This window comes from Zunongwangia sp. HRR-M8 (genome assembly GCF_027594405.1).
Lineage (GTDB): Bacteria > Bacteroidota > Bacteroidia > Flavobacteriales > Flavobacteriaceae > Zunongwangia.
This window is the reverse complement of the sequence record NZ_CP115161.1, coordinates 3,097,501-3,123,929: the sequence shown is the minus strand read 5'-3', so window position 1 is coordinate 3,123,929 and position 26,429 is coordinate 3,097,501. Positions and strand designations below refer to the sequence as shown.

The window sequence follows — 26,429 nt, the reverse complement described above, 5'->3', positions numbered from 1 at the left end:
TTACACGATATTTTTCCCCTATGGTTAGAAGTTATTTTGATGAAGAATGGAAAGAAGTTATATTCGACGATAAAGTTTCGGAAAAGGAGCACTACAAAATTTCCAATTTTGGTAGAGTGATCAGAATTACGGAAACGGGGGAAGAGGAGCTTCAAGAAAAAAAATACGGAAATGGCTACGAAATGGTCAGAATTAAACTTAAAAATTCTGTGTGGTCCAGTCGTTATGTTCATAAATTAATGGCGCAGTTATTTTTAGAGCGAAAAGAAGGGCAGCGTTTTGTAATTCATCTTAATTACGATAAAAAAGATAATCGCCTGGAGAATCTAAAATGGGCTACAAAGCGTGAAAAGGAAATTCATCAATTTAGCAATCCTGAGAACAAAAATATTGTACGCAAACTGCCAAGCCATGCAAAATTGACCGAAACAAAGGTAAAATTCATCAAACGTAAGATTTTTGATCCCAACCGAAGAACACGCTTAAAGATGATCGCGAAGCAATTCGGAATTTCAGAAATGCAGTTACACCGTATTAAAACCGGTGAAAACTGGGGGCATGTTACGGAATATTAGATCGCTATCGCTGTTAGATAATAGATTCTAGATTATAGAACATAGATAGTAGAAAATAGATTTTATTAGTAATGTGAGATTGTAGGGTTTTAGAAGAAATTTTTAAAAGTTTTCTGTAGGAAATGCAATAGGAATACTTAAATGTAAAATTTACTCACTATTCACCGAATCCGGCACCATAAATTGATACTGGCCGCCATGTTGCATCACATCTCTAACAATGGTAGAAGAAATATGTTCGAGGCCAGAAGAAGCAATTAGAAAAACCGTTTCGATATTCTCCATTTTGTAGTTAGTTTGGCCAATAGCTTTTTCAAATTCAAGATCGATCCCGTTTCTTAGACCACGAAGTAAAAATTTTGCTTCAATTTTCTTACAAAAATCAACTGTTAGTCCGCTGTAAGTTGTGACTTTGATCTTAGGCTCATTTTGGAAGGTTTTTTCCAGAAACTCAAGACGTTTTTCTAAAGAAAACATATATTTTTTACTGCTATTGGTGCCGATAGCCAGAATAATTTCATCAAAGAGCGGAAGTCCTCTTTCAATAATATCTACATGTCCTAAAGTTATAGGATCAAAAGATCCCGGAAATACAGCTCTTCTCATGAAAAATGAATTGAAATACTAAGGTCTTATAAAAAAAGAAGGAAACAAAATTCTATTTTATATTGTAGGTGTAAACGTTATTTTTTTATATTCGCTGCTCTTTATAAAAGCATCAATCAAAAAATGAACAGAATCATCACAATTTTAGTGTTTTTAGTATTTGCTAGCTCAAGTTTAAAAGCGCAAAACAATTCAGTAGAAAAATCCTTATACGGAATCCAAACCGGTGTTTTGGGGATTTGGGGATACAACGAGTCGAGATTAGCCGATGAATTTGCACTAAGAACAGAAATTGGTTTAGATGCCGGATTATGGGGGCCTTCGACAGAAGGTAGTTTTAACTATTTTTTGACTCCTGTAATTACATTAGAGCCACGCTGGTATTACAACATCAAAAAGCGTTCAGAAAAAGGTAAAAGAACCTGGAATAACGGGGCTAATTTCCTTAGTTTAGAAACTAGTTTTTATCCAGATCTTTTTGTTATCTCGAATAAGAGTAATGTAAGTGTTACAAATCAAATATATTTTATACCAAAATGGGGTATAAAAAGAAATATCGGGAAACATTTTGGTTTCGAAACCGGGATTGGTGTTGGTTATGGAACTACTATTAGCAATGGTGATTATAATAGTAATGAAACTATTATTAAAGCGCATTTAAAAATCGGTTACAACTTCTAGTATTACTAGCTTAATGCAGCTTCGATAGCACTTCCATATAACTCTTTTAAAAAAATTCCTGCCTTTGCTGCTTGCTGCGGCAAAATACTGGCCTGGCTTAATCCTGGTGTAGTGTTCATTTCTATAAAATGAGGTTCGCCATTATGGAAAATGAATTCAGATCTCGAAAAACCTTTCATTTTTAATTTCTGATAAATGAGTTTAGCGATTTCCTGAACCTTTTTTGTGTCTTCTTCTGAAATTCTGGCCGGCGTAATTTCTTGGGATTTTCCTAAATATTTAGCTTCGTAATCAAAGAATTCATTTTCTGAAACAATTTCGGTTACCGGAAGCGCAAGTATTTCACCATTAAAAGTTATTACTCCTACAGAAACTTCAGTACCATCAAGAAAAGATTCGATAATTGCTTCATCGTCTTCCTGAAATGCATTTTGTGCAGCTCGATACAATTCATCTTTCTGTTTTACTTTTGTGATCCCAAAGCTGCTTCCGGCGCGATTCGCCTTTACAAAACAAGGAAGTCCTACTTTTTCAATAATTGCTTCAGCATCTACAATATCTTCTTTATTCAAAAAATAGTTTTTAGCGCTTTTAATTCCGTAGGGTTTTAAAACACTTATCAGATCACGCTTGTTAAAAGTAAGTGCAGATTGATAATGATCTGCAGCCGTTTGCGGAATATTCAGTAATTCTAGATAAGCCTGTAGGAGACCATTTTCCCCAGGTGTACCGTGAATGGTGTTAAAAACACAGTCAAATTTTATAATTTCAGCATTAATTTTTACGGTGAAGTTACTTTTATTTATAGGGTAAGGAGTATCATCCTCTGTAACCACAAACCATTCATTCTGTAAAATATGCACGCGGTAAGGTTCGTATTTATTACGATCCAGGTTTTCGTACACCATATTACCACTATTAATAGAAATGCGGTATTCACTTGAGAAGCCGCCCATTGCGATGGCAATTTTTTTCTTCATATTCAATATATCAGATTATGTTGCGTTAAAACAAAAATATCACGAAAAAAGGTTGTCACCAAAACCAAGGTGTTTTTATATCTTTGCTTTTTATTTTGTAAATATATGGGATTGTTCAAATTCATTTTCAGTAAAACATTTTTAATTCAGCTTGTGCTGGCCATTATTTTAGTTGTTGTTCTTGTTTATGGCGCGATGCAATGGTTAGAGTATACTACCAATCAGGGAGAGCGTATAGAGGTACCAAATTTAGCTGAACTTTCCTTAAGCGAAGTAGAAACCCTTTTGGATGAAAACGATCTGCGATACGAGATTTTAGATTCGGCTAATTTTAATCCAGATTATCCGAGATTTTCGGTGATAGAACAAGTACCAAGAGCCGGTAAATTTGTAAAAGAAAATCGTAAAATTTATTTGACGCTAAATCCTTCTGGTTATCGAAAAATTGTGATTCCAGATCTTATTCGTAGAACTAAAAGACAAGCTGTCCCTACTTTAAAATCTTTAGGGTTTGAGATAGGTGAAATTACTTATAAACCAGATATTGCTGAAGATGCTGTTTTAGAACTTCGACATAATGGAGAATTGATTGAATCGGGAGATGAACTGATGAAAACTTCAAAAATCGACTTGGTTTTAGGAGATGGTTCGGGAAGTTATAGACGCCCAACAGAAGATAGTACAGAAATTGAAGAAACTACAGACGAAGACCAATTTGATTTTTAATGAAGGAACATCCCGAAGAAAATAACGAGCTGGAAGAGCAGAGCGATGAAACGCTATACGAGCATCATAAATTTGTGGCTGAAAAAGGTCAAAATCCACTTCGCGTTGATAAATATTTGATGAATTATATCGAGAAAGCCACTCGAAATAAAATTCAGAAAGCGGCGAAAGATGGCAATATTTATGTAAACGATGTTGCGGTAAAACAAAATTACAAAGTAAAAGCCGGCGATGTGGTGCAGGTAATGTTCGAGCATCCGCCGTATGAATTTTTGCTTACGCCAGAGGATATTCCCTTAGATATTGTTTACGAAGATGATACACTTCTTGTGGTGAATAAACCAGCAGGAATGGTGGTGCATCCCGGGCACGGCAATTATAGCGGCACTTTAATAAATGCTTTGATCTATCATTTCGAAAATTTGCCGAATAACAGCAGTGATCGGCCAGGCTTAGTGCATCGAATAGATAAGGACACCAGCGGACTTTTAGTTGTTGCGAAAACTGAACATGCTATGGCGCATTTGTCGAAACAGTTTTTCGATAAGACCAGTGAGCGCGAATATGTTGCAATGGTTTGGGGAAATGTTGAAGAAGATGAGGGTACGGTTGAAGGCAATATTGGTAGACATCCTAAAAACAGACTGCAGAATACTGTTTATGAAGGTGATGATGCCGAGAAAGGAAAACCGGCAGTAACTCATTTTAAAGTATTGGAACGTTTTGGTTATGTTACTTTGGTGGCTTGTAAATTAGAAACCGGTAGAACGCACCAAATACGTGTGCATATGAAGCATATTGGCCATACCCTTTTTAATGATGAGCGCTACGGCGGGGAGAAGATTTTAAAAGGAACAACATTTACCAAATACAAACAATTTGTAGAAAATTGCTTTAAAATTTTACCAAGACAGGCTTTACACGCAAAGACTTTAGGCTTTACACATCCGAAGACAGGGGAGTGGATGAGTTTTAATTCCGACTTGCCGGAAGATATAGTTGGCGCGATAGAAAAATGGCGCAACTACGCAAAAAATCAAAAAGAAATGCTGTAAATTTTATAGCTAAATTCTATAGAATAAGACCTTTCTATTGCTTTATAAATAAGTAATTTAAGGTCTTTTTTATTTTCGGGAAGTGAAGTCTTATCTTTACTTTATAAACGGAAAATATTCGAAGTTAGATGTTGTTACCCTGAACTTGATTCAGGGTCTCATCTTCATGATTTTTTAATTTACTATGAAATTCCAAATCAAGTCCGGAAAGACGAAAATATCAATTAGCAAAAACTGCGGATAATTAAAAAAAGAAAAGAAAAATGAAAATAGTTGTATCACCAGCAAAAAGTCTAGATTACGAATCAAAATTACCTACTACTCGAGGAACACAACCTTCATTTTTGGAAACTACGGCAAAACTGAATCGAAAATTGGCTAGAATGACCAAGAAAGAGATTTCAGATTTAATGAGTATTAGCGATAAATTAGCAGATATTAATTATACACGTTACCAGGATTTCGAAGAAGATCATACCAAAAAGAATTCTCGCCCGGCGATGTACGCGTTTAATGGGGATGTTTATAATGGGCTAGATGCTTACACAATTCCAGAAGATAAATTAGATGATATTCAAAATACACTTAGAATACTCTCTGGTTTATACGGAATTTTAAAACCACTTGATCTTATTCAGCCGTATCGTTTAGAAATGGGAACTAAAATAGGAATCGAAAATACCGATACGCTTTACGAAGTTTGGAAAGAAAAAGTGACCGATTATTTAAATTCAGAATTAAAAAATGATGAGGTTTTAGTGAATCTTGCCAGTAACGAATATTTTAAAGCAATAGATACTAAAGCTTTAAAAGTTCCGGTAATTTCTCCGGTTTTTAAAGATTATAAAAACGGAAAATTAAAAATCATCAGTTTTTATGCAAAGAAAGCTCGGGGATCTATGGTGCGATATATTATCGATACTTCGGCTAAAACTTTAGATGATATTAAAGGTTTTGACTATGAAGATTATAAATTCAGTGCTGAGCATACCGACAAGGAAAACGAACCGGTTTTTATACGCTAACATCTAACGAAAGTTTAATATTCAAAATTGCTTTTTTTATCGCTACCGAATTATATTCGTGAAACCCCAAAAAACTAAAAAACAATGGCTGAAATTAAAGCAGCAATATTCGATTTCGACGGTACTTTAGTAGATTCTGAACATTATCATTACAACTCGTGGGTTGAGGTTTTAAAGGATTATGGCGCCGAGTTAGATTACGATTATTACATTAAAACCTATGCCGGTACGCCTTCTCCTATTAATGCGCAAGCAATGATCGACCAATTCGATTTACCAATTTCTAGAAAAGATCTTACTTACAAGCGCGAGCGAATGGCCGAAAAATTAGTAAAGGAATCTGAAGTTGAATTTATGCCTTTTGCTATCGAAACCTTAGATTTTTTCAAAGAAAAAAATATTCCCATTTATCTGGTTACCGGAAGCCCAAGAAACAATGTTGAATATTTGCTAGAGAAAACAGATATCGCAAAGTATTTTGAGTTCGAGATCACCAGAACTGATGTGAAAAACAGTAAGCCGCATCCGGAAAGTTATTTAACGGCTATCGAAAAAATCAACTTACCTAAAGAAAATATGATTGTTTTTGAAGATACTCGAACTGGAGTAGCTTCAGCAAAAGGAGCCGATTTAGAGTGTTTTGCAATTCAGGCAGATTCCAATTTAAAAGAAAACGTACAAGCAGCCGATAAAATTTTTGATACTCTCCAAGAAGCTACGCAGTATTTAGAAAAAGAAGGTCGAATTTAAAGAATATCAATATTTACAAAGAATGAAAAAAATTGCTGTAGTTTTATTTTTATTCATCAGCTTAGTTGCCAAATCTCAGTCTTGGCAAGAAGGCACTATAGTTTTAAAAAACGAAAAACAGCTAGAAGGATTAGTTATGCTTCCTGTAATTTCTAAGGATTATCTTACAGTAAATCTGAATAATAAAGTAAAATTTAAAGCTTCAAAAAAATCAAAAAAGAAGAAATTTACTGAGGACGATATTAAAAGAATAGAAATTATTAAAGAAGGTAGCAAGTCAACTTACGTATACTTACCTGTTTCAGAAAAGAAATCTGAGGTTTTTGAAATAGTCATTGCAGGAGGTAAAGTTAATTTATATGCCAGAGGCGTTTCTATGACAACATCTAATGGTACGGGAACGGGAGTTGCTAGCGGATTTTCTGTAGGTAATTACGATGAATTTTATGTTAAGCGACCCCAAGAGGAAATTGCTTCGCCATTAGTAACTATTCGGATTTCTAAATCGTTTAAAAACCGAGCGGCAGACTATTTTTCAGACTGTCCTAGTTTAGTGAGAAAATTAAATGATAAGGACTTAAAAGAAAAAGATATTCAAAAAGTAATCGAATTTTATAACACTTGTAATTAAACAATATCGCTATTTTCTACCATAAACATCCATACCCACCATTTATTCCAGAGAATGCGAACAAATTAATTGTAGGAACATTGCCTCCACCGCGTTTTACACAGCGCAGGCTAAAGGAACGTGATGTCGATTTTTGCTACGGAAGTCAGGATGGGTTGCTTTGGCCAATTTTAGACCGAATTTTTGAACTGAATTTGATTTATGATAATTCAGTCGAAGCTATTCGACAGCGGAAGGATTTTCTCCAACAGCGAGGCATTGGGATTTGTGATGTAGTGGAAAGCAGCTATCGAGAAAAGATCGATGCTTCTGATTTGGGAATGAAAAATGTTGAACTTCGGAATATGCTTCAGATTTTACGAAATCATCCAAAAATTGACATGCTTTTATTCACCGGAGGAAATAGTAAGAATGGCCCGGAATATTTTTTCCGAAGACATTTAAAAAATTCCGAAGAAGAAAATATCAAACTGAAAGTTATCGATAACGAACCACCAAGAATTCATCAATTTGTGTTGGACGGTAGATTGATAAAAACAGTTTCTTTAACAGCGCCATCCGGTTCAGCAAACAGAGCGATTGGAAGTATGCAACTTTATAAAGAGTTGAAGTCGAAAGATTCTAATTTCAATACCGTAGATTTTAGAGTGCTGCAGTATAAAGATTTTTTCTAGAGGCTTTAAGACATATAAAAATCCCTGAAACTCAATTTGAATTTCAGGGATTTTCTTTTTGTAAATTATCTACTCGATAACCGAGATTAAATGCCACGAGAATTGCATCGAAATAATAAATTTTCTGATAAATACCTTAAAGCTTTAATCTTGGATAATTTACTGCAATGCTTTTTTATCCTGTTCTGCGAGGGTAGTTGGCTTTACTTTAAACTTTTTACGTTTAGGTCGTAGCTTTCCAGTGGTACCGATCGCTATTTTCCCTCGTTTTGTTTTTTTATCGCCTCTTCCCATAAAGTTTATTTTTTATTTTGTTGATCTTTAACTGTTTTTTCATCGATATCTACTTTGTTGGTAGATTCATTTCTGTTTCCCGAAGGTTGAGTCGGATTTTTTTGATCTGTTTTTCTAGTTCGGTGATTATCTTCAATTGGCCCTCCCATAATTCATGTTTTTTAGGTTCAACTTAAAGATACGAACTCATACTCTTAAAAGCTCCTAACACAGTGTTAGACTTTGGTTAAACCGGTCTTACCGATTTTACAAAATCTTGAATATTGTTCTTACCATGTTGGTTAAGATGTTTAATAAAAGCACTACCAATAATGGCGCCTTTGGCATATTTTGTGGCTTCGTTAAACGTATCTTCATCACTAATTCCGAAACCTACAATCTGTGGATTTTTCAGTTTCATTTCTGAAATTCGCTTAAAGTAGGCTTTGGTTTCTTCTCCAAAACCTTTTGTACCTCCGGTAACACTAGCGGTACTTACCATATAAATAAATCCGTCGGAAACTTCGTCGATAAAACGTATACGTTCTTCAGAGGTTTGTGGTGTAATTAGGAATATATTTTTTAATCCGTGTTTATCAAATATCGCTTTATATTCATCATTATAAACATCCACAGGAAGATCCGGGATTATGAGTCCGTCGATGCCAACTTCTTCACATTTCGCACAAAATTTTTCTACTCCAAATTGAAGCATTGGGTTAAAATATCCCATAATGACCAACGGAATAGAAACTTCAGAACGAATATCTTTTAACTGTTCAAAAAGTTTGTTGGTGGTCATTCCGTTTTTCAATGCGATAGTAGAACTTTCCTGAATGGTGGGACCATCTGCCAAAGGATCACTAAATGGTAATCCAATTTCTATAAAATCGACTCCACTTTTTTCAAGATCCTTAATTATCGATACGGTATCTTTATTTTCAGGATAACCTGAGGTAAAATATATAGAAAGAAGTTTTTTATCTTCTTTCATTTTTTGATTAATTCTATTCATTTTTTCTAGCTATTTATGATTTTAATTTTATCTCGTCACCCTGAACTTGATTCAGGGTCTCATGTAGTAATTTCGGTAATAGATTACTTAACGTTATGAGATTCCGTGTCGAGCACGGAATGACGAAAACACTAAAACTTTCAGCACTTTAAATTTAATTTTTAAAGGTCAAAATAATCGATATACGTATTTAAATCTTTATCGCCACGTCCAGATAGATTTACAACAACCACATCATCTTCTTTAAATTTTCGATCTTCAAAAATAGCCAGGGCATGAGAAGATTCTATAGCCGGAATAATTCCTTCTAATTTTGCCAATTCTAAACCAGCTTTCATGGCTGCTTTATCGGTGATTGAAATAAACTCACCACGACCACTTCTAAATAAATTGGCATGCATTGGGCCAACTCCCGGATAATCTAAACCAGCGGAAATCGAATACGGTTCGGTTATTTGTCCATCTTCAGTTTGCATTAAAAGCGTTTTACTTCCGTGGATAATTCCTTCTTTTCCTAAGGCTGAAGTTGCTGCACTTTCGCCGGTATAAATTCCTTTTCCGGCAGCTTCAACAGCAATAATCCCAACTTCAGGATTATCTAAATAATGGAAATACGCCCCTGCAGCATTGCTTCCGCCACCTACACAAGCCACAACATAATCGGGATTTTCCCGGTTTTCTTTTTCTTTTAGTTGGGTTTTAATTTCTTCGGAAATTACCGCTTGAAATCTCGCCACCATATCAGGATAGGGATGTGGACCAACTACCGAACCAATAATATAATGCGTATCTACCGGATTGTTAATCCAATCACGAATTGCTTCGTTAGTGGCATCCTTTAGAGTTTTACTACCCGATTTTGCCGGAACTACTGTAGCGCCCAACATTTTCATTCGGGCTACGTTTGGTGCCTGGCGCTCAATATCAACTTCGCCCATGTACACAATACACTCAATTCCCATTAGTGCACAAACTGTAGCAGTGGCTACACCGTGTTGACCGGCTCCGGTTTCAGCAATTATTCTATTTTTACCAAGACGTTTTGCCATCAAAATTTGCCCTACAGTGTTATTAACTTTGTGCGCACCGGTATGACAAAGATCTTCTCGTTTTAAATATACTTTGGTGTTGTATTTTTTACTGAAACGTTCTGCAAAGTAAAGTGGAGTAGGGCGACCTACATAATCTTTAAGAAGTGCTTTAAATTCTTTCTGAAAAGAATCTTCCTTCATAATGTCTAAATACTGCTTACGCAATTCTTCAACATTAGGATATAACATTTCAGGAATAAAGGCGCCACCAAATTCGCCGTAATATCCTTTTTCGTCTGCTTGGTATGTCATTTTATTTAGCTTTTTAGCCTACAGCTTTCAGCTTTCAGCCTAATTTTTTTTCTTCTTAGTTTCCAGTGAACAGTTTATAATTTTATAGTTCTTAGCATTCAGCTTAAGATTTCCTGTTTTATTATCCCGACCTGATTCAGGATTTAATAATTTGCATGAGATGCTGAATCAAGTTCAGCATGACGTTTTACTTGTATTACTTCCAAATCATCCTTTCTTCACGAGCAATTTTCGATAGGCCATTTTCAAGCTTATTCAACATTAAAAATAATTATTCCTCTTTTTCATTTTCAAATCACCACATTGCCACATTATCAAATCATCTCATCACCAAATTCCTTTAGTTTTTCTATGTTTTTAAGTCCGGGTTCGGTTTCAAAAGCACTGTTTACATCTACCGCGTAAAGCAAATGATCTTTACCGATTTTACTGAAATAAGAGTAAAATTCTTGTAGATCTTCTAATTGATCTAAACCGATTCCGCCACTTAGAAAAAATGGTTTCTTAGATGGGTAATCCTTGAGTAAAGTCCAATCGAAAGTTTCGCCATTTCCGCCTTTGTGTTTGCCTTTCGTATCGAATAGAAAGTAATCAACATGATCTTCGAAAGCCGTTAATTGATTAAAATCGAATTCAGATTTAACAGAAAACACTTTTATGATTTCAATATTCGTAGCTTTTAAAACCGATTTTAATTCCGCACAAAATTCGGCTGATTCGCCACCGTGAAGCTGAATAGCATTGAGATCGTATCCATTAATTTTATCAAGAATATCTGCAATTTTAGCTTTTACAAAAACTCCGGTCTTTTTTATCGAATCTGAAATTTTTGGAATTTCAGCATTAAAAAAACGTGGTGTTTTTTCATAGAAAATAAAACCCATATAATCTGGGTTAATTGCTGCAACCTCCTGAATATTTTCAGGATGTTTCATTCCGCATATTTTGAGTTTTAAATTCATATGTTACAATTTACGTTTAGCAATTAACAATAATCAAAAAAGTTTAAAGCTGAAAACGCCCAATATTAATCTTTTTGATCATCAGTCTTCAAGGTTTTCGTCATCCCAGACTTGATCTGGGATCTCATGCTGTTAGATTTTACTTTTATTACTAAGCTTTGAACTTTTTTATTCTCACTTCTCGTATTTCATATCTAACAGCGAAGCGATCTATATTCTATATTCTAATTCCTCAATAAACTCCTTCGCACTTTTACCGGGATTATCAGTTTTCATAAAGTTTTCTCCGATTAAAAAACCTTCGTATCCATACTGTTTTAAATCTTTTATGGCTTCTACTGAACTAATTCCGCTTTCGCTAACTTTTACAAAATCGTCCGGAATTTTTGCTGAAAGATCTTTGCTGGTTTGGGTGCTAACTTCAAAAGTCTTTAGGTTCCGATTATTTACGCCCAACATATCTAAACTCGGCATAATCGATTTTTCTAACTCTTCTTGATTGTGCACTTCTAAAAGCACATCTAAACCAAGTTTTTTGGCAAATTCAGATAATTGTTTGATCTGCTCGCGTTCCAAAACCGCAGCAATCAATAAGATTACATCGGCACCATGCGCTTTAGCTTCTAATAATTGGTATTCATCAATTACAAACTCTTTTCTTAAAATTGGCATTTTTACCGAAGCGCGAGCATACAATAAATCGTCTAAAGAACCGCCAAAGTATTTGCCATCGGTTAAAACAGACATGCCGCTTACTCCGGCATTTTCGTAACCTTTGGCTACATCTTCAACATTTAAACTGTGGTTGATTACCGATTTAGAAGGAGAACGGCGTTTATGTTCCGCGATAATTCCGCTTTTGCTTTTTCGGAGTGCATTGGCTAAAGAAACCGTTTCTCTTTCAAACAAAGCTGAATTTTCTAATTGAGATACCGGAACAACCAATTTTTTTAAAACCAGTTCTTTATGTTTATCGGCAATTATTTTATCTAGAATATTCATAAGTTCTTATTAGCTTAATTCTTGTAATTTTTTTAATGCTTGCAAGGCTTTTCCTGATTTGATAGATTCTTTTGCAGCATGAAAACCTTCTTGTGGTGTACAGTTTTTTGCGGTTGCAATAGCCATTCCTGCATTGGCACAAACTACATTTTCTTGAGCTTCGGTGCCTTTGCCGCGGAGAATATTTACCAAAATCATAGCAGAATTTTCAATTGTTCCGCCACCGTAAATTTCTTCTTGTTTTAATTTCTTAACTCCAAAATCACTAGGTTTTAATATACTTTCAGTGTTATTAGAAATTACTTTAGTGTCGCTAGTTAACGAAATTTCGTCGTAACCATCTAATGCATATAAGATACTGAAATTTTTATCGGTGTTTTGATATAGATACCCATACATTCTAGCCAATTCTAAATTGAATACACCTACTAATTGATTCTTCGGAAAAGCCGGATTTACCATTGGGCCGAGCATATTAAAAAAGGTTTTTACGGCTAAACTTTTACGAATAGGCGCTACATTTTTCATAGCCGGGTGAAATAGGGGAGCGTGCAATACGCAGATTCCTGCTTTATCGATACATTTTTCTAAAAAATCGGCATTGTTACTGAAACGAATCCCTAAATGTTCCATAGCGTTTGAGCTACCGCTAACCGACGATACACCATAATTACCATGTTTTGTGACATGAACTCCCGCACCTGCAGTTACAAAAGATGCGGTGGTTGAAATATTGAAGGTGTTTTTACCATCGCCACCCGTACCACAAAGATCGATAGGATTGTAAGCGCTTAAATCGATCGCAACACATAATTCTAAAAGCGCATCTCTAAAACCTTCTAACTCGGCTATAGTTACGCTTCGCATCATGTAAACGGTTAGAAAAGCAGCAATTTGACTTTCGTTATATTCACCATCTGAAATATTGAATAAAGCTTGTTTTGCTTCTTCTTTGCTTATGGTTTCGTGGTTAATTAACCTATTGAGTAATTCTTTCATGGTATATGGAATGCTCCGTTATAAAACGGAAGGTAAATGTATATGTTTTGAAAATTTGATGTTTGCTTTGTTTTAACCTAAGAACCGGTTTTTACCCAATTTTCAATCATTTTTTTACCTTCTGGGGTTAAAACGGATTCCGGATGAAATTGAACACCACGTACATCAAATTCTCGATGGCGTAGTGACATGATTTGTCCTTTATCATCAAAAGAGGTTGCTTCTAGCGCATCGGGTAATTCTTTTAAAACGACCCACGAGTGGTAACGCCCCACTTTTATTTTTTTATCTAAACCGGCAAATAGCGGTTCGTCTTCAACCACAATATCAATATCGGTAGCAATACCGTGGTAAACCGATTCTAGATTTCCTAATGTTCCGCCGTACACTTCACCAATGGCTTGTTGGCCAAGACATACGCCTAATATACTTTTTGTGGCACCGTATTTTTCTATGATTGGTTTTAAGAGGCCTGCTTCTGAAGGGATTCCCGGGCCCGGCGATAATAAAATTTTATCGAAATTTTCTACAAATTCGATAGCTAGTTGATCGTTTCTTCTTACTGTTACTTCGCAATCTAGATCTTCTAGATAATGTACCAGGTTGTACACAAACGAATCGTAATTATCTATAACTAATACTTTTTTCATTTTAAAAGTTTCTTTTTGCGTTAGGGATAGAGGTATTGTTGGAGCTCTTTTTAAACGAGTTAGCGTTTAAAAAAGCGACTACCGAAAGCCCGACCGCCCCTTAGGGTGGTAACGCCATTATTCTATATTTTCAGCGATTTCTAATGCTTTAGTTAATGCGCCTAGTTTGTTATATACTTCCTGTAATTCGTTTTCGTCTTTAGATTCGGAAACTACACCGGCACCGGCCTGATAGTGTAATTGGTGATTTTTACTAACGAATGAACGGATGATAATGGCATGATTGAAATTGCCGTGAAAATCCATAAAACCGATGGCACCACCGTAAGCATCGCGGTTTACATTTTCGCATTCTTCGATAAGCTTCATCGCGCTATGTTTGGGCGCACCGCTTAATGTTCCTGCCGGGAAGGTATCGGCAACTACCTGCATGGTTGGCGTATCTGGATTTTTGGTTCCGGTTACTTTGCTTACCAAATGAATTACATGAGAGAAAAACTGAATTTCGCGATAGGTTTCTACTTTTACATTGCTTCCGTTTCGGCTAAGGTCGTTACGAGCAAGATCGACTAGCATTACGTGCTCGGCATTTTCTTTTTCGTCGGCACTGAGTTGTTTGGCAATTTCGGCATCTTTTTCATCGTTTCCGGTACGTTTAAAAGTTCCGGCGATCGGATGAATTTCGGCTTGGCCTTCGTCGACAACTAATTGTGCTTCCGGTGAACTTCCGAAGATTTTAAAGTTTCCGTAGTCGAAGTAGAAAAGGTAAGGAGAAGGATTGATGCTTCTTAGTGCTCGGTATACGTTAAATTCGTCTCCTTTAAATTTTTGAGAGAAGCGTCTGGACAATACGATTTGGAAAACATCCCCACGAAAGCAGTGTTTTTTACCAAACTGTACTTGTTTTATAAATTCGTCGTCAGTCAGGTTACTTTCGGTTTCTCCGTCGCGATAAAAATTATAGGTAGAAAAATTCTTGACACTTATTAATTGTTCTATTTCCGGAATTTTATTGTCGCCATCGTAAGAATGGTTAAAAATAAAAGCTTGATTGTTGAAGTGATTAATTGCGATGATGTTTTGGTACACCGCGTAATACATATCGGGTAATTGTAAATCGCCTTTTTTCTTGGTAATTTCTATATCTTCAAAATAGCGAACACCGTCGTAAGAAATATAGCCGAACAGTCCGTTATTGATAAATTTAAAGTCAGATTCTTCAGTATCGAACACTTTTCCAAAATCTTGTATTTTTTCAGGAATATTAATTGCTGAAGTGATTTTTGTAGTCGTTGAAGTACCATCAGGAAATTCTTCAATAATTTCTTCGTTTTGTACTCGTATGGAGGCAAGAGGATTACAGCAGATGTAAGAAAAACTGTTTTTATTGGCGTGGTAATCACTACTTTCTAGCAATAAACTATTAGGATATTTATCGCGAACTTTTAAATATACACTTACCGGCGTAATCGTATCGGCAAGTAGTTTTTTATGATTGGTTTTTAACGTGTACATACTGTAAAGATTGTTGAAACAAAAAAAAGGCTTGTCGTGAGACAAGCCTTTAGGTTATATATTTTTATATAATGGCAATTTAGCTCACGAAGTTTGAACGTAAGTTAGACCACCACCAAGTATTTGCAATTCTGTTTTTCATCTTTCCAAAGATAGTTATGATATTTGAAAGGACAAATAAAAAGCTCAAAAAAATAAATCCCGTAATCTGTAGGGGAGATTACGGGATTTCACTAACGTGTTGGGGAGATTAAAATTTTAAATCTACAGCGATATCAAAATCATCATAAATTGTTTTATCGCCTAAATTATCGAAGAAACTACCAGAACCATAACGTATTTCGTACTTGGTACGATCGATAGTAAGATCGGCGTGTGCAGCTTTTCCGTCGTAATCCATGTCAAAAGCCACAGGATTAGTAATTCCTTTAATAGTTAAATCGGCTACTACGCCATAGGTGTTTCCCGCTTTTTTAGAAGCTGTTTTAATTACCAGTTTCGCTTCAGGGTGATTAGCAACACCAAAAAAGTCGTCAGATTTTAAGTGACCTTCTAATTTACCTTTATATTCACCTTCAAGATCGGTTACATTGATAGAAGTCATATCCATTACAAATTCACCTCCGGTAATTTTGTCTCCTTCAACATTCAGAAAGCCCGATTTAAGATCGATAGTGCCTTCGTGACTTCCGGTAACTTTTTCACCATTCCATGTTATGGTGCTATTTTTCACGTTTACTTTTTGGATAGCAGCAGTAAACGACATCATGGCAATTACAATAGCAGAAGCTAAAGCTCCTTTTAAAATATTCTTTTTCATAGCAATTTTTGATTATTTAATTTTTATATAAACTTGAATAAATCTTCTTTTGATTTGCGGACTTTGGCAGCATGTTGCATTTTATCTTCCTCGCTTCTATAACCTATACATGCAATTACAGCCGTATGCAGTCCTTTTTCTTCTAATCCCAAAATATTATCGAATTCTTCAGCTGAAAAACCTTCCATTGGGCAAACATCAATTTTTAAATGCGCCGCAGTATTCAATAGAAATCCTAGGGCTAAATACGCTTGTTTTTGTGCCCATTCATTTTGTTTAGCATCAGAAAATTGAAGCGTCGAATTTTTAATCATATCTGCCATTCCCTGAAGGTCTTCAACTTTTAGATCTCTAGTTTCGGCTACATTTTTGATGTAGTTATCTACATAAGCTTCATCTAATTTTTTATGATTGGCAAAAACAATTACTTGTGAAGCTTCTGTAAGTTGTGTTTGGTTCCAAGCAGCGGTTTTTAATTTTTCTCGAATCTCAGGGTTTTCAACAACAAAAATTTGATAAGGTTGTAATCCGTAAGAAGAAGCAGAAAGTTGCACTCCTTCAAGTAGTTCATCTAAATTTTCTTTTGATATTTTTTTTGATGCATCAAACTTCTTTGTTGCATATCTCCATTTTAAATTTTCAATTGTATTATTCATAATTTTAGGTTTAGTTTCTAATTTTTTCTAGGCTGTTATTTAATTCAGCTACGTCCTTTTGGGATAAGGCGTTCACAAAATTATTTTCTACCTTTTGTACTAAAGGATCTAGAATCTCTAAAAGAGCAAGCCCATCTTTAGTAATTATAATTTCTACTTTTCGTCTGTTTTCTTCGCAAACACAGCGTTTCACCAAATTTTTTTTAATCAATTTATCTACCAGACGAGTAGTGTTACTCATTTTGTTCACCATTCGATCTTGAATGGTACTAAGGTTTGCCGGTTTTCCTTTTTGTCCTCTTAAAATCCGAAGAACATTAAATTGTTGCATTGAAATTTCGTGAGGTTTAAGAGCTTCGTTCATCATACTAGTAGCTTTATCTGCACATAGCATAATATTAATAACCAGTTTTTTACTGTCGGCTAAATGATTTGTTTTTAAAAGCTCTTCCGTTTTCATTGTCTATACAATATTTGTATGTACAAATATAATAGCTGTTTTGGTTGAATTTTATTAAAATAATGTTAAAATTATATGTTTAAATTTGAGAGTTTACTTATGATTTTTTATAGAACAGTATATTTACTGCGATAATTAGAAAAATTAAAATATGAAAGAGCTTTCACAAGAAGAATGGAGTAAACAATTATCCACAGATAACGATGCTATTATTTTGGATGTTCGTACTGAAGAAGAAGTTGAAGAAGGATATATTCCTGAATCTAAGAATATTGATATCTACAAAGGACAGGAATTTATAGATGAAGTTGAAAAATTAGATAAAAGCAAGAATTTTTATGTTTACTGTCGATCAGGAAAACGTAGTGCCCAAGCTTGTGCTATTCTCGACCAATTAGGCTACGCAAATACTTATAATTTGCAGGGTGGTTTTATGGAATGGGATGGAGAAACCGCTCAAGACTAATGAAAAGGCTCTTTTTTGCTGTAATCTTGTTGTTCCTTTCTTTGCAATCTTGCAAGGAAGTGGAAGCTAGCGAGATTGATATGATATCAGCTGAAGAAATGTTAGAGCGTCTTGATGAAGAAGAATTTCAAGTATTGGATGTGCGACCGGAAGAAGAATTCGCTGATGCCCATATATTAAGGGCAAAGAATATCATTCTTAATGAAAATAATGATAATTATTTATTTTTTGATACGCTATCCAAGGATAAACCAGTAGTTATTTACGGTGAGAATAAAGAGCATACTAAAAAGGCTATTGAAATTCTGAAAAAAGATGGTTTTAGAGAAGTATACGAACTCGAAGGCGGTATTCAGGATTGGATACTTTTAGGTGGGGAAGTACATTAAAAATATTCATGCATCAAAATGGAAACTAATAAGAGTTTCCATTTTTTATGTGTAATATTCTGAGAATGTTAAATATATTTTATATTTAGCTCGAATTTTATAACAAGCTCTTCTATGAGAAAAACTTTTACATTTCTTTCTTTTCTATTATTTTCTATAACAACATCCTTTGCGCAGCAAGATCTTATAATAGGAGTGAAGGCTGGCGTTAATTATGTTTTTGGAGCTGAGATAGAGACCCAGGGTGTACCTGCTAGTGGATTTAATGGAGGTACTCTTGATTCTGAATTTAAAGAAGGATTCCATGGTGGCATTTATGGTCAAAAAAGTTTCGGTAAATTTTTTCTTCGTCTAGAAGGATTATACAATACCGCGAAGGTTGACTTTGCTTTTGATAAGCGTTTTGCATCTTATTCTTACGATAAGATAAGTGTCCCAGTACTTATAGGTTATCATATTTATGAGCCGTTTGATGTCTACGTGGGACCAGGTTTAAGTATGATGGTTGGAGATGCGGTTTTAGAATATGAAGAATCTTTTGAGGGGGGAGTAATACCTACTGATAAATCTTATTTATCTGCTAATATAGGAGCAAAAGCTCATTTTGGCCGATTTGAGATTGATTTAAGGTATGAACATAATTTTAAAAGTTCAGAAGAAACTCCTGTTTTATTGGACTATACTTCATTTGGCGGAATTAATTCTGTATTTAAAAACAAACGTTTTAATCAATTAATGTTAAGTGTTTCGTTCATTATATTTGATTCTAATTATCGCCCTAAAAAAACAAAAAGTCGCGGTTGCTATTTCAATTAAAAAATAAAAGAATAAATAAAAAAAAAGCCTCGATATGTCGAGGCTTTTTTAATTCTAAAATGAGCAGTAGTAGCTTATATAAGAAACAAATTGTTTAAGAACCACCAATAAAACAATCAAACTACTGCTCGTTAACCTAACCATTAACCATCAATACTTGATACTTCAAATATAGATTGATTGTTAGTATTTACTAGTTGTAATTAGATGAATGAGTGGGGTTGTTTAGATGAATTGTATAATCTAGAAGACAAACGGAATAATATCCAATTAAGATCATTTAAGTCTTAGATTATCGAATATCTAATATTGGTCAAAAACGATAATAAAAAAAGACCGGCTTCATAGAAACCGGTCTTTTATAAGAGAGTATAATTGTTTTTATTTATTTTACTTTATCAACAATTGCTTTAAACGCATCTGGATGGTTCATCGCTAAATCTGCTAAAACCTTACGGTTCAATCCGATTTCATTAGCTTTTACTTTTCCCATAAATTGCGAATAAGACATTCCTTGTTGACGAGCTGCAGCGTTAATACGCATAATCCATAATGAACGGAAATTACGTTTTTTAGCTTTACGATCTCTATAAGAGTAAAGCATTGCTTTTTCAACTGCATTTTTTGCTACTGTCCAAACGTTTTTACGACGTCCAAAGTAGCCTTTTGCTTGCTTAAGAACTTTTTTTCTTCTAGCTCTTTTCGCAACAGAATTTACTGATCTTGGCATAATTTTTAAATTTTGTAGCAGGCGATCGAAAATCGATACTTTTAAATAAGAATTTTAATTCTTATTTGCCCAACTCCAGGGTTTATAATGAATTTAAACCGTTAAACTTCAGTTTACTTTAAACGTAATTGAAGTTTAACATTATCTTTATCGGCATCAGATACTAACGTACTGTGCGTCAATTTAAGCTTACGTTTTTTAGACTTCTTCGTTAAGATATGGCTTTTAAACGCGTGCTTTCTTTTAATCTTTCCAGAACCTGTTAGCTTAAAACGCTTCTTTGCGCTGGATTTCGTTTTCATCTTAGGCATGCTATCCTTCTTTTATAATTATAACTCTCTTATGTTATTGTTTTTTCTTGGTGGATGGAGACATGAACATTGTCATACGCTTACCTTCAAGTTTTGGCATTTGTTCTACTTTACCATATTCTTCAAGATCTGTCGCAAGACGCAGTAATAGAATTTCTCCTTTATCCTTAAATACAATAGAACGACCTTTAAAAAATACAAATGCTTTTAGTTTAGCCCCGTCTTTGAGGAATTTTTCAGCATTTTTCTTTTTGAATTCGTAGTCGTGATCGTCTGTATTAGGGCCAAAACGAATTTCCTTAACGACAACTTTACTTGCTTTAGCCTTCATGGCCTTTTCACGCTTCTTTTGTTCGTAAAGGAATTTTTTGTAATCCATCGCCTTAACTACGGGCGGTTTGGCATCTGGAGAAATTTCCACTAAATCAAGTCCAAGTTCTTCAGCAATAGCTAAAGCTTTTTCTATTGGGTAAACATCCATTTCCACATTATCACCTACCAATCGAACTTCACTAGCTCTAATTTTCTGGTTGATTTTGTGTTGATCTTCTTTACGAGTTACTCTTTGTTGTCTCGATTTTTTTCTTCGTATTGCTATGGCTTCAAGTTTTTAGTTATACTTCAAACGCTTTGAGCGTTTTTTCAATTTCGTTTTTTACAATTTTAGCGAAGTCTTCTACTGGCATCGTCCCAATATCGCCTTCCCCGTGTTTACGTACAGAAACTGTACCATCTTTAGCTTCTTGCTCTCCAACAATCAACATATAAGGGAATTTTTGCACTTCGGCCTCCCTTATTTTCTTTCCAATGGTTTCATTTCTGTTATCTACTACGCCGCGAATTTCGTGATTTTCTAATAAACTTAAAACTTTTTGGCTATAATTTTCATATTTCTCGCTGAGAGAGAGTATGGTAGCCTGTTCTGGCATTAACCAAAGCGGAAAATTACCTCCTGTATGTTCTAAGAGAATAGCAATAAACCTTTCCATACTACCAAAAGGAGCTCTGTGAATCATCACAGGTCTATGTGTATTGTTGTCACTCCCTTTATATGTCAGGTCAAAACGTTCGGGTAGATTATAATCTACTTGAATGGTGCCAAGTTGCCAGCTTCTGCCAAGTGCATCTTTAACCATAAAGTCTAGTTTTGGTCCATAAAATGCAGCCTCACCGGTTTCTATCACATAATTTAGGCCTTTCTCTTTAGCTGCATTTATAATGGCAGTTTCAGCTTTTTCCCAAACATCATCACTACCTATATATTTTTCCTTATTTTCTGGATCCCTTAAAGATACCTGTGCAGTAAAGTTTTTAAAACCTAAACTGTCAAATACATATAATGTAAGATCGATAACTTTTTTAAATTCTTCATCTAACTGTTCTGGCGTACAGAAAATATGAGCATCATCCTGAGTAAAGCCTCTAACTCGTGTTAAACCATGTAGCTCTCCACTTTGTTCGTAACGATAAACAGTTCCAAATTCAGCAAATCGTTTTGGTAGATCCCTATAGCTCCAGGATTGTGAATTATAAATTTCGCAATGATGGGGGCAATTCATGGGTTTTAATAAAAACTCTTCTCCTTCGTGGGGAGTTTTAATTGGTTGAAAACTGTCTTCGCCATATTTCGCATAGTGGCCAGAAGTTACGTATAAATCTTTGTTACCAATATGAGGGCTAACAACCATCTCGTAACCTGCTTTTCTTTGCGCTTTTTTCAGAAAGTTCTCTAAACGTTCTCTTAGTGCAGCTCCTTTAGGTAACCATAATGGTAACCCTTGTCCTACTTTCTGTGAAAAGGTGAAAAGTTCTAATTCTTTACCAAGCTTGCGATGATCTCTTTTTTTCGCTTCCTCAAGAAGTTCAAGATATTCCTTCAGCTCTTTTTGTTTTGGGAAACTTGTTCCATAAACACGAGTTAATTGTGGTTTATTTTCATCACCCCTCCAATAAGCTCCTGCAACACTCATTAATTTTACCGCTTTTATAATACCGGTATTAGGAATATGTCCTCCACGGCATAAATCTGTAAACGTGTCATGATCGCAAAAGGTAATTGTGCCATCTTCAAGATTTTCAATAAGTTCTACCTTAAAAGGATTTCCTACCTCTTTGTAGTAGGTTAAAGCTTCATCTTTCGAAACCGCTCTCATGTTAAAATCATGCTTACCTCTTGCGATTTCCAGCATACGATTTTCGATCTTAGTGAAATCATTTTCAGAAATTTTATGATCACCAAAATCCACATCATAATAAAACCCGTTTTCTATAGACGGGCCAATAGTTAATTTGGCATCAGGATAAAGATCTTGTATCGCTTGTGCCATAACATGCGAGGTAGAATGCCAAAAAGCCTGTTTTCCTTCTTTGTCTTTCCAGGTATATAAGGTAAGTGTGCCATCAGATACTAAAGGAGTAGACGTTTCTACTATACTATCATTATATTTTGCTGAAATTACATTTCTAGCAAGCCCACTACTTATACTTTGGGCTACATCCATAGGAGTAGAGCCTTTTTCAAATTCCTTAATACTGCCATCCGGCAATGTTACCTTTATCATGTCTATATATTATAGTCGTTATTATAGATGGCAAAGATAATAGTTGTTATTGTTTGGGCAATACTAGTATTTAGTATTTTATGGGTGTTTCCCTATAATTTCGATTATAGGTAGCGGGCTATCCACTATATCTTGGCGCAATTACGATTAAATACAATTATCAGATATAAAATATTAATCATAGTATATAGTAAACACGAAATTAAAGCGCCAAGGATGCCGTTGTTATCCCTAACACAATTTTAAGTTTTTTAAATAGTTGTAAATAAGTTCTTTGGATTTAAACTTTAATTTATTTTTAAAATATCTTTATTTTATCATTGCCAAAAAGAAATTAGAGATTATATTTGCATCCGCTTAGCGCCGGAGTGGTTGGCTGCGAGGGCGGATGTTCATTGAGAGGATACTGAAAAAGGAGCTTAAAAAAAACTTAAAAAAAGTTTTGGTGTTTAAAGAAAAAGGGTTGTATATTTGCAGCCGCTTTAACGGCGAGGTTCTTTGGAAGTGGCGTTTAAAAATACAGAAAAATAATTTTTATTTTTTTTTGTGAGTTTAAAAATTAGTTGTAGATTTGCAACCGCTTTCAGAGAAAGCGATACAGTTCTTAACACGCTGAATAACTAGGAAATACCGATTGGGGTTTGGGTAAGGTTCGATTCCTTAATTTCTATCGAAGGGAAGTAATTCCCGGACTTTTAAATGAGTTCATTGACATATTGAATTGACAAACGACATTTTTTAATAATGCTTTATGGTGTTATTAAAAATGGAAGTGTAGAATTAAGAATTAAGACTAGAAAGTCGTCTTTTGAGCTTTAAACTTCTTATTTATATAAGAACGCAAACTTAAGATTTGATTGTTACAAATTAATGAAACAACGATGAAGAGTTTGATCCTGGCTCAGGATGAACGCTAGCGGCAGGCTTAACACATGCAAGTCGAGGGGTAACAGGGGAAAGCTTGCTTTTCTGCTGACGACCGGCGCACGGGTGCGTAACGCGTATGCAATCTACCTCTTACTGAGGGATAGCCCATGGAAACGTGGATTAATACCTCATAGTATTATGAATTAGCATTAATTTATAATTAAAGGTTACGGTAAGAGATGAGCATGCGTCCTATTAGCTAGATGGTAAGGTAACGGCTTACCATGGCAACGATAGGTAGGGGTCCTGAGAGGGAGATCCCCCACACTGGTACTGAGACACGGACCAGACTCCTACGGGAGGCAGCAGTGAGGAATATTGGACAATGGGCGAGAGCCTGATCCAGCCATGCCGCGTGCAGGAAGACTGCCCTATGGGTTGTAAACTGCTTTTACAGAGGAAGAAACCCCTTTACGTGTAAAGGGCTGACGGTACTCTGCGAATAAGGATCGGCTAACTCCGTGCCAGCAGCCGCGGTAATACGGAGGATCCAAGCGTTATCCGGAATCATTGGGTTTAAAGGGTCCGTAGGCGGATTTATAAGTCAGTGGTGAAAGTCTTCCGCTTAACGGGAGAACTGCCATTGATACTGTAGATCTTGAATTATTATGAAGTGGTTAGAATGTGTAGTGTAGCGGTGAAATGCATAGATATTACACAGAATACCGATTGCGAAGGCAGATCACTAATAATATATTGACGCTGATGGACGAAAGCGTAGGTAGCGAACAGGATTAGATACCCTGGTAGTCTACGCCGTAAACGATGGTTACTAGCTGTCCGGCCCAATTGAGGGCTGGGTGGTTAAGCGAAAGTGATAAGTAACCCACCTGGGGAGTACGTTCGCAAGAATGAAACTCAAAGGAATTGACGGGGGCCCGCACAAGCGGTGGAGCATGTGGTTTAATTCGATGATACGCGAGGAACCTTACCAGGGCTTAAATGCAGTCTGACGTATTTGGAAACAGATATTTCTTCGGACAGATTGCAAGGTGCTGCATGGTTGTCGTCAGCTCGTGCCGTGAGGTGTCAGGTTAAGTCCTATAACGAGCGCAACCCCTGTGGTTAGTTGCCAGCACGTAATGGTGGGAACTCTAGCCAGACTGCCGGTGCAAACCGTGAGGAAGGTGGGGATGACGTCAAATCATCACGGCCCTTACGTCCTGGGCCACACACGTGCTACAATGGTAGGGACAGAGAGCAGCCACTTCGCGAGAAGGAGCGAATCTATAAACCCTATCACAGTTCGGATCGTAGTCTGCAACTCGACTACGTGAAGCTGGAATCGCTAGTAATCGCATATCAGCCATGATGCGGTGAATACGTTCCCGGGCCTTGTACACACCGCCCGTCAAGCCATGGAAGCTGGGGGTACCTGAAGTCCGTTACCGCAAGGAGCGGCCTAGGGTAAAACTAGTAACTGGGGCTAAGTCGTAACAAGGTAGCCGTACCGGAAGGTGCGGCTGGAACACCTCCTTTCTAGAGCAGAACCTTATTTTAGAATAAGGAACTGGCAATTAGATTTAGGGAAGTTCAAAAGCAAGTCCTTTTGGTCTTGATTCTTAATTTGTCAATTTGATTATATGGACAGTCTCATAGCTCAGCTGGTTAGAGCGCTACACTGATAATGTAGAGGTCGGCAGTTCGAGTCTGCCTGAGACTACTTTAAAGAAGTACTTAAGGGCGCGAGTTTAAAAGTATATGTTCTTAAAAAGAATTATTGAAAGGAAATTTTAGAGGTTGAGTAGCCGTTATAAGTACTGTTAACTGATAACTGGTTAACTGATCACTAAAAACGGGGGATTAGCTCAGCTGGCTAGAGCGCCTGCCTTGCACGCAGGAGGTCATCGGTTCGACTCCGATATTCTCCACAATTCCTTAGGGTTATAAGGAGTAGGATGTTTGAAGTCACCAGGAAATGAACTTGGCATTCACTAGCTTATAATTTGTTTTAACAGGAAAAACGTTCATTGACATATTGAGAAATAAAGAATACGAGAAACTAACGCTTATTATGCGATAGAGTTTTTAAAAATTCTAAAGTAATAATAGCACAATAAAATAGTTGACAATCATTTAGCAAAGATGATTGTCGCGAGCATATTAGGTAAAAAGCATACAAGCTTATTAAGGGCGTATGGGGAATGCCTAGGCTCTCAGAGGCGAAGAAGGACGTGATAAGCTGCGAAAAGCTATGGGGAGTGGCACATACACATTGATCCGTAGATATCCGAATGGGGCAACCCACTTAATTGAAGATTAAGTATCCGCAAGGAGGCGAACCCGGAGAACTGAAACATCTAAGTACCCGGAGGAAGAGAAAACAAAAGTGATTACGCTAGTAGCGGCGAGCGAACGCGTATTAGCCCAAACCATATAGTTTACGGACTATGTGGGGTTGTAGGACTACAATATTTGATGCATGCAGAATTAGAATCCTTTGGAAAGAGGAACCATAGAGGGTGATAGTCCCGTATAGGTAATAAATGTTATTGATAGTAGTATCCTGAGTAGTGCGGGGCACGTGAAACCCTGTATGAATCCGGCGGGACCATCCGCCAAGGCTAAATACTCCTGAGAGACCGATAGTGAACCAGTACCGTGAGGGAAAGGTGAAAAGAACCCTGAACAAGGGAGTGAAATAGATCCTGAAACCATACGCTTACAAGCGGTCGGAGCCCTTTGGGGTGACGGCGTGCCTTTTGCATAATGAGCCTACGAGTTACCGTTGCCAGCAAGGTTAAGCACTTCAGGTGTGGAGCCGTAGCGAAAGCGAGTCTGAATAGGGCGCATTAGTTGGTCATGGTAGACGCGAAACCGTGTGATCTACC

At 36.1% G+C, this 26,429-nt stretch carries 29 protein-coding genes, 2 tRNA genes and 2 rRNA genes (1 of these 33 running past the window's edge); 15 read left to right on the top strand and 18 right to left on the bottom strand.

Features of this window, described 5'->3' with window-relative positions; translation table 11 throughout:
* Nucleotides 1-20: 20 nt before the first annotated feature.
* Nucleotides 21-575: an HNH endonuclease gene (locus PBT89_RS13495; protein ID WP_270062349.1), complete on the top strand. Its 555-nt coding sequence runs from the start codon at nucleotides 21-23 to the stop codon at nucleotides 573-575.
* Between the two features lie 150 nt (nucleotides 576-725).
* Here PBT89_RS13495 and coaD read toward each other — a convergent pair whose 3' ends face one another.
* Entirely contained in the window at nucleotides 726-1,181 is a 456-nt protein-coding gene (gene coaD / locus PBT89_RS13490; protein WP_270062348.1) for a pantetheine-phosphate adenylyltransferase, read from the bottom strand.
* 123 nt (nucleotides 1,182-1,304) lie between these two features.
* On the opposite strand from coaD, the gene PBT89_RS13485 reads away from it, so the two are divergent.
* Entirely contained in the window at nucleotides 1,305-1,862 is a 558-nt protein-coding gene (locus PBT89_RS13485) for a hypothetical protein (protein ID WP_270062347.1), read from the top strand.
* A gap of 5 nt (nucleotides 1,863-1,867) precedes the next feature.
* On the opposite strand, the gene PBT89_RS13480 is transcribed toward PBT89_RS13485, so the two are convergent.
* On the bottom strand, nucleotides 1,868-2,842 hold the full coding sequence (locus PBT89_RS13480) for a D-alanine--D-alanine ligase (protein WP_270062346.1): 975 nt from the start codon (nucleotides 2,840-2,842) through the stop codon (nucleotides 1,868-1,870).
* A gap of 105 nt (nucleotides 2,843-2,947) precedes the next feature.
* Between PBT89_RS13480 and PBT89_RS13475 the strand changes: the two genes are divergently transcribed.
* From PBT89_RS13475 to PBT89_RS13450, 6 genes are all read left to right on the top strand, one after another.
* Nucleotides 2,948-3,568 carry a PASTA domain-containing protein gene (locus tag PBT89_RS13475; RefSeq protein WP_270060384.1) on the top strand — a complete coding sequence of 207 codons (621 nt, stop codon included), beginning with the start codon at nucleotides 2,948-2,950 and terminating at the stop codon, nucleotides 3,566-3,568.
* Nucleotides 3,568-4,623, top strand: a complete 1,056-nt coding sequence (locus PBT89_RS13470; RefSeq protein ID WP_270062345.1) for an RluA family pseudouridine synthase — start codon at nucleotides 3,568-3,570, stop codon at nucleotides 4,621-4,623. The genes PBT89_RS13475 and PBT89_RS13470 overlap by 1 nt, the downstream gene beginning before the upstream one ends.
* A 263-nt stretch (nucleotides 4,624-4,886) precedes the next feature.
* Entirely contained in the window at nucleotides 4,887-5,648 is a 762-nt protein-coding gene (yaaA, locus tag PBT89_RS13465) for a peroxide stress protein YaaA (protein WP_270062344.1), read from the top strand.
* A gap of 84 nt (nucleotides 5,649-5,732) precedes the next feature.
* Complete coding sequence (locus PBT89_RS13460) at nucleotides 5,733-6,398, top strand: HAD family hydrolase (RefSeq protein ID WP_270062343.1); 666 nt, start codon at nucleotides 5,733-5,735, stop codon at nucleotides 6,396-6,398.
* Between the two features lie 22 nt (nucleotides 6,399-6,420).
* On the top strand, nucleotides 6,421-7,029 hold the full coding sequence (locus PBT89_RS13455; RefSeq protein WP_270062342.1) for a hypothetical protein: 609 nt from the start codon (nucleotides 6,421-6,423) through the stop codon (nucleotides 7,027-7,029).
* Nucleotides 7,030-7,040: 11 nt separating this feature from the next.
* Nucleotides 7,041-7,703, top strand: a complete 663-nt coding sequence (locus PBT89_RS13450; protein WP_270064267.1) for a uracil-DNA glycosylase family protein — start codon at nucleotides 7,041-7,043, stop codon at nucleotides 7,701-7,703.
* Nucleotides 7,704-7,862: 159 nt separating this feature from the next.
* Here the strand turns inward: PBT89_RS13450 and PBT89_RS13445 are convergent, their stop codons facing one another.
* The 12 genes from PBT89_RS13445 to PBT89_RS13390 all read right to left on the bottom strand — a co-directional run bounded on the left by PBT89_RS13445 (nucleotide 7,863) and on the right by PBT89_RS13390 (nucleotide 17,398).
* The gene (locus PBT89_RS13445) at nucleotides 7,863-7,997 is read right to left on the bottom strand and encodes a 30S ribosomal protein THX (RefSeq protein WP_270062341.1); all 135 of its coding nucleotides are present in this window, start codon (nucleotides 7,995-7,997) and stop codon (nucleotides 7,863-7,865) included.
* A gap of 5 nt (nucleotides 7,998-8,002) precedes the next feature.
* The gene (locus PBT89_RS13440) at nucleotides 8,003-8,146 is read right to left on the bottom strand and encodes a hypothetical protein (RefSeq protein ID WP_270060389.1); all 144 of its coding nucleotides are present in this window, start codon (nucleotides 8,144-8,146) and stop codon (nucleotides 8,003-8,005) included.
* 77 nt (nucleotides 8,147-8,223) lie between these two features.
* Nucleotides 8,224-8,991, bottom strand: a complete 768-nt coding sequence (trpA, locus tag PBT89_RS13435) for a tryptophan synthase subunit alpha (protein ID WP_270062340.1) — start codon at nucleotides 8,989-8,991, stop codon at nucleotides 8,224-8,226.
* Nucleotides 8,992-9,152: 161 nt separating this feature from the next.
* Nucleotides 9,153-10,334, bottom strand: coding sequence for a tryptophan synthase subunit beta (gene trpB, locus PBT89_RS13430; protein ID WP_270062339.1), 1,182 nt, complete (start codon nucleotides 10,332-10,334; stop codon nucleotides 9,153-9,155).
* 314 nt (nucleotides 10,335-10,648) lie between these two features.
* Nucleotides 10,649-11,296 carry a phosphoribosylanthranilate isomerase gene (locus PBT89_RS13425; protein WP_270062338.1) on the bottom strand — a complete coding sequence of 216 codons (648 nt, stop codon included), beginning with the start codon at nucleotides 11,294-11,296 and terminating at the stop codon, nucleotides 10,649-10,651.
* 210 nt (nucleotides 11,297-11,506) lie between these two features.
* Nucleotides 11,507-12,298: an indole-3-glycerol phosphate synthase TrpC gene (trpC, locus tag PBT89_RS13420; RefSeq protein WP_270062337.1), complete on the bottom strand. Its 792-nt coding sequence runs from the start codon at nucleotides 12,296-12,298 to the stop codon at nucleotides 11,507-11,509.
* Nucleotides 12,299-12,307: 9 nt separating this feature from the next.
* Complete coding sequence (trpD, locus tag PBT89_RS13415; protein WP_270062336.1) at nucleotides 12,308-13,297, bottom strand: anthranilate phosphoribosyltransferase; 990 nt, start codon at nucleotides 13,295-13,297, stop codon at nucleotides 12,308-12,310.
* 77 nt (nucleotides 13,298-13,374) lie between these two features.
* Entirely contained in the window at nucleotides 13,375-13,947 is a 573-nt protein-coding gene (locus PBT89_RS13410) for an anthranilate synthase component II (protein ID WP_270062335.1), read from the bottom strand.
* Nucleotides 13,948-14,064: 117 nt separating this feature from the next.
* Nucleotides 14,065-15,462, bottom strand: coding sequence for an anthranilate synthase component I family protein (locus PBT89_RS13405; protein ID WP_270062334.1), 1,398 nt, complete (start codon nucleotides 15,460-15,462; stop codon nucleotides 14,065-14,067).
* A 250-nt stretch (nucleotides 15,463-15,712) separates the two neighbouring features.
* A complete protein-coding gene (locus tag PBT89_RS13400; RefSeq protein WP_270062333.1) occupies nucleotides 15,713-16,282 on the bottom strand; it encodes a YceI family protein in 570 nt (189 codons plus the stop codon).
* Nucleotides 16,283-16,305: 23 nt separating this feature from the next.
* A complete protein-coding gene (locus tag PBT89_RS13395) occupies nucleotides 16,306-16,938 on the bottom strand; it encodes an NAD(P)H-dependent oxidoreductase (RefSeq protein ID WP_270062332.1) in 633 nt (210 codons plus the stop codon).
* 10 nt (nucleotides 16,939-16,948) lie between these two features.
* Complete coding sequence (locus PBT89_RS13390) at nucleotides 16,949-17,398, bottom strand: MarR family winged helix-turn-helix transcriptional regulator (RefSeq protein WP_270062331.1); 450 nt, start codon at nucleotides 17,396-17,398, stop codon at nucleotides 16,949-16,951.
* A gap of 151 nt (nucleotides 17,399-17,549) precedes the next feature.
* Between PBT89_RS13390 and PBT89_RS13385 the strand changes: the two genes are divergently transcribed.
* From PBT89_RS13385 to PBT89_RS13375, 3 genes are all read left to right on the top strand, one after another.
* On the top strand, nucleotides 17,550-17,864 hold the full coding sequence (locus tag PBT89_RS13385; RefSeq protein ID WP_270062330.1) for a rhodanese-like domain-containing protein: 315 nt from the start codon (nucleotides 17,550-17,552) through the stop codon (nucleotides 17,862-17,864).
* Nucleotides 17,864-18,253: a rhodanese-like domain-containing protein gene (locus PBT89_RS13380; RefSeq protein ID WP_270062329.1), complete on the top strand. Its 390-nt coding sequence runs from the start codon at nucleotides 17,864-17,866 to the stop codon at nucleotides 18,251-18,253. The genes PBT89_RS13385 and PBT89_RS13380 overlap by 1 nt, the downstream gene beginning before the upstream one ends.
* Before the next feature lie 114 nt (nucleotides 18,254-18,367).
* Complete coding sequence (locus PBT89_RS13375) at nucleotides 18,368-19,069, top strand: hypothetical protein (protein ID WP_270062328.1); 702 nt, start codon at nucleotides 18,368-18,370, stop codon at nucleotides 19,067-19,069.
* A 385-nt stretch (nucleotides 19,070-19,454) separates the two neighbouring features.
* Here the strand turns inward: PBT89_RS13375 and rplT are convergent, their stop codons facing one another.
* The 4 genes from rplT to thrS form a co-directional block, all read right to left on the bottom strand.
* On the bottom strand, nucleotides 19,455-19,799 hold the full coding sequence (rplT, locus tag PBT89_RS13370) for a 50S ribosomal protein L20 (protein WP_270060403.1): 345 nt from the start codon (nucleotides 19,797-19,799) through the stop codon (nucleotides 19,455-19,457).
* A 113-nt stretch (nucleotides 19,800-19,912) separates the two neighbouring features.
* Nucleotides 19,913-20,110: a 50S ribosomal protein L35 gene (gene rpmI, locus PBT89_RS13365; protein ID WP_270060404.1), complete on the bottom strand. Its 198-nt coding sequence runs from the start codon at nucleotides 20,108-20,110 to the stop codon at nucleotides 19,913-19,915.
* Nucleotides 20,111-20,144: 34 nt separating this feature from the next.
* Nucleotides 20,145-20,645, bottom strand: a complete 501-nt coding sequence (infC, locus tag PBT89_RS13360; protein ID WP_270061421.1) for a translation initiation factor IF-3 — start codon at nucleotides 20,643-20,645, stop codon at nucleotides 20,145-20,147.
* Between the two features lie 79 nt (nucleotides 20,646-20,724).
* The gene (gene thrS, locus PBT89_RS13355; RefSeq protein WP_270062327.1) at nucleotides 20,725-22,671 is read right to left on the bottom strand and encodes a threonine--tRNA ligase; all 1,947 of its coding nucleotides are present in this window, start codon (nucleotides 22,669-22,671) and stop codon (nucleotides 20,725-20,727) included.
* 878 nt (nucleotides 22,672-23,549) lie between these two features.
* Between thrS and PBT89_RS13350 the strand changes: the two genes are divergently transcribed.
* The 4 genes from PBT89_RS13350 to PBT89_RS13335 form a co-directional block, all read left to right on the top strand.
* A 16S ribosomal RNA gene (locus tag PBT89_RS13350) occupies nucleotides 23,550-25,077 on the top strand.
* Nucleotides 25,078-25,187: 110 nt separating this feature from the next.
* A tRNA-Ile gene (locus PBT89_RS13345) sits at nucleotides 25,188-25,261 on the top strand.
* A gap of 134 nt (nucleotides 25,262-25,395) precedes the next feature.
* Nucleotides 25,396-25,469, top strand: a tRNA-Ala gene (locus PBT89_RS13340).
* 244 nt (nucleotides 25,470-25,713) lie between these two features.
* A 23S ribosomal RNA gene (locus tag PBT89_RS13335) occupies nucleotides 25,714-26,429 on the top strand; it runs 2,117 nt beyond the window's last position.
* The 16S and 23S rRNA genes sit together here with 2 tRNA genes alongside, the layout of an rRNA operon.

What these genes read in the sequence shown, in the direction of transcription:
- PBT89_RS13495 (WP_270062349.1), top strand. Translation starts at nt 21, where the DNA reads ATGGTTAGAAGTTATTTTGATGAAGAATGGAAAGAAGTTATATTCGAC.
- coaD (WP_270062348.1), bottom strand. Translation starts at nt 1,181, where the DNA reads ATGAGAAGAGCTGTATTTCCGGGATCTTTTGATCCTATAACTTTAGGA.
- PBT89_RS13485 (WP_270062347.1), top strand. Translation starts at nt 1,305, where the DNA reads ATGAACAGAATCATCACAATTTTAGTGTTTTTAGTATTTGCTAGCTCA.
- PBT89_RS13480 (WP_270062346.1), bottom strand. Translation starts at nt 2,842, where the DNA reads ATGAAGAAAAAAATTGCCATCGCAATGGGCGGCTTCTCAAGTGAATAC.
- PBT89_RS13475 (WP_270060384.1), top strand. Translation starts at nt 2,948, where the DNA reads ATGGGATTGTTCAAATTCATTTTCAGTAAAACATTTTTAATTCAGCTT.
- PBT89_RS13470 (WP_270062345.1), top strand. Translation starts at nt 3,568, where the DNA reads ATGAAGGAACATCCCGAAGAAAATAACGAGCTGGAAGAGCAGAGCGAT.
- yaaA (WP_270062344.1), top strand. Translation starts at nt 4,887, where the DNA reads ATGAAAATAGTTGTATCACCAGCAAAAAGTCTAGATTACGAATCAAAA.
- PBT89_RS13460 (WP_270062343.1), top strand. Translation starts at nt 5,733, where the DNA reads ATGGCTGAAATTAAAGCAGCAATATTCGATTTCGACGGTACTTTAGTA.
- PBT89_RS13455 (WP_270062342.1), top strand. Translation starts at nt 6,421, where the DNA reads ATGAAAAAAATTGCTGTAGTTTTATTTTTATTCATCAGCTTAGTTGCC.
- PBT89_RS13445 (WP_270062341.1), bottom strand. Translation starts at nt 7,997, where the DNA reads ATGGGAAGAGGCGATAAAAAAACAAAACGAGGGAAAATAGCGATCGGT.
- PBT89_RS13440 (WP_270060389.1), bottom strand. Translation starts at nt 8,146, where the DNA reads ATGGGAGGGCCAATTGAAGATAATCACCGAACTAGAAAAACAGATCAA.
- trpA (WP_270062340.1), bottom strand. Translation starts at nt 8,991, where the DNA reads ATGAATAGAATTAATCAAAAAATGAAAGAAGATAAAAAACTTCTTTCT.
- trpB (WP_270062339.1), bottom strand. Translation starts at nt 10,334, where the DNA reads ATGACATACCAAGCAGACGAAAAAGGATATTACGGCGAATTTGGTGGC.
- PBT89_RS13425 (WP_270062338.1), bottom strand. Translation starts at nt 11,296, where the DNA reads ATGAATTTAAAACTCAAAATATGCGGAATGAAACATCCTGAAAATATT.
- trpC (WP_270062337.1), bottom strand. Translation starts at nt 12,298, where the DNA reads ATGAATATTCTAGATAAAATAATTGCCGATAAACATAAAGAACTGGTT.
- trpD (WP_270062336.1), bottom strand. Translation starts at nt 13,297, where the DNA reads ATGAAAGAATTACTCAATAGGTTAATTAACCACGAAACCATAAGCAAA.
- PBT89_RS13410 (WP_270062335.1), bottom strand. Translation starts at nt 13,947, where the DNA reads ATGAAAAAAGTATTAGTTATAGATAATTACGATTCGTTTGTGTACAAC.
- PBT89_RS13405 (WP_270062334.1), bottom strand. Translation starts at nt 15,462, where the DNA reads ATGTACACGTTAAAAACCAATCATAAAAAACTACTTGCCGATACGATT.
- PBT89_RS13400 (WP_270062333.1), bottom strand. Translation starts at nt 16,282, where the DNA reads ATGAAAAAGAATATTTTAAAAGGAGCTTTAGCTTCTGCTATTGTAATT.
- PBT89_RS13395 (WP_270062332.1), bottom strand. Translation starts at nt 16,938, where the DNA reads ATGAATAATACAATTGAAAATTTAAAATGGAGATATGCAACAAAGAAG.
- PBT89_RS13390 (WP_270062331.1), bottom strand. Translation starts at nt 17,398, where the DNA reads ATGAAAACGGAAGAGCTTTTAAAAACAAATCATTTAGCCGACAGTAAA.
- PBT89_RS13385 (WP_270062330.1), top strand. Translation starts at nt 17,550, where the DNA reads ATGAAAGAGCTTTCACAAGAAGAATGGAGTAAACAATTATCCACAGAT.
- PBT89_RS13380 (WP_270062329.1), top strand. Translation starts at nt 17,864, where the DNA reads ATGAAAAGGCTCTTTTTTGCTGTAATCTTGTTGTTCCTTTCTTTGCAA.
- PBT89_RS13375 (WP_270062328.1), top strand. Translation starts at nt 18,368, where the DNA reads ATGAGAAAAACTTTTACATTTCTTTCTTTTCTATTATTTTCTATAACA.
- rplT (WP_270060403.1), bottom strand. Translation starts at nt 19,799, where the DNA reads ATGCCAAGATCAGTAAATTCTGTTGCGAAAAGAGCTAGAAGAAAAAAA.
- rpmI (WP_270060404.1), bottom strand. Translation starts at nt 20,110, where the DNA reads ATGCCTAAGATGAAAACGAAATCCAGCGCAAAGAAGCGTTTTAAGCTA.
- thrS (WP_270062327.1), bottom strand. Translation starts at nt 22,671, where the DNA reads ATGATAAAGGTAACATTGCCGGATGGCAGTATTAAGGAATTTGAAAAA.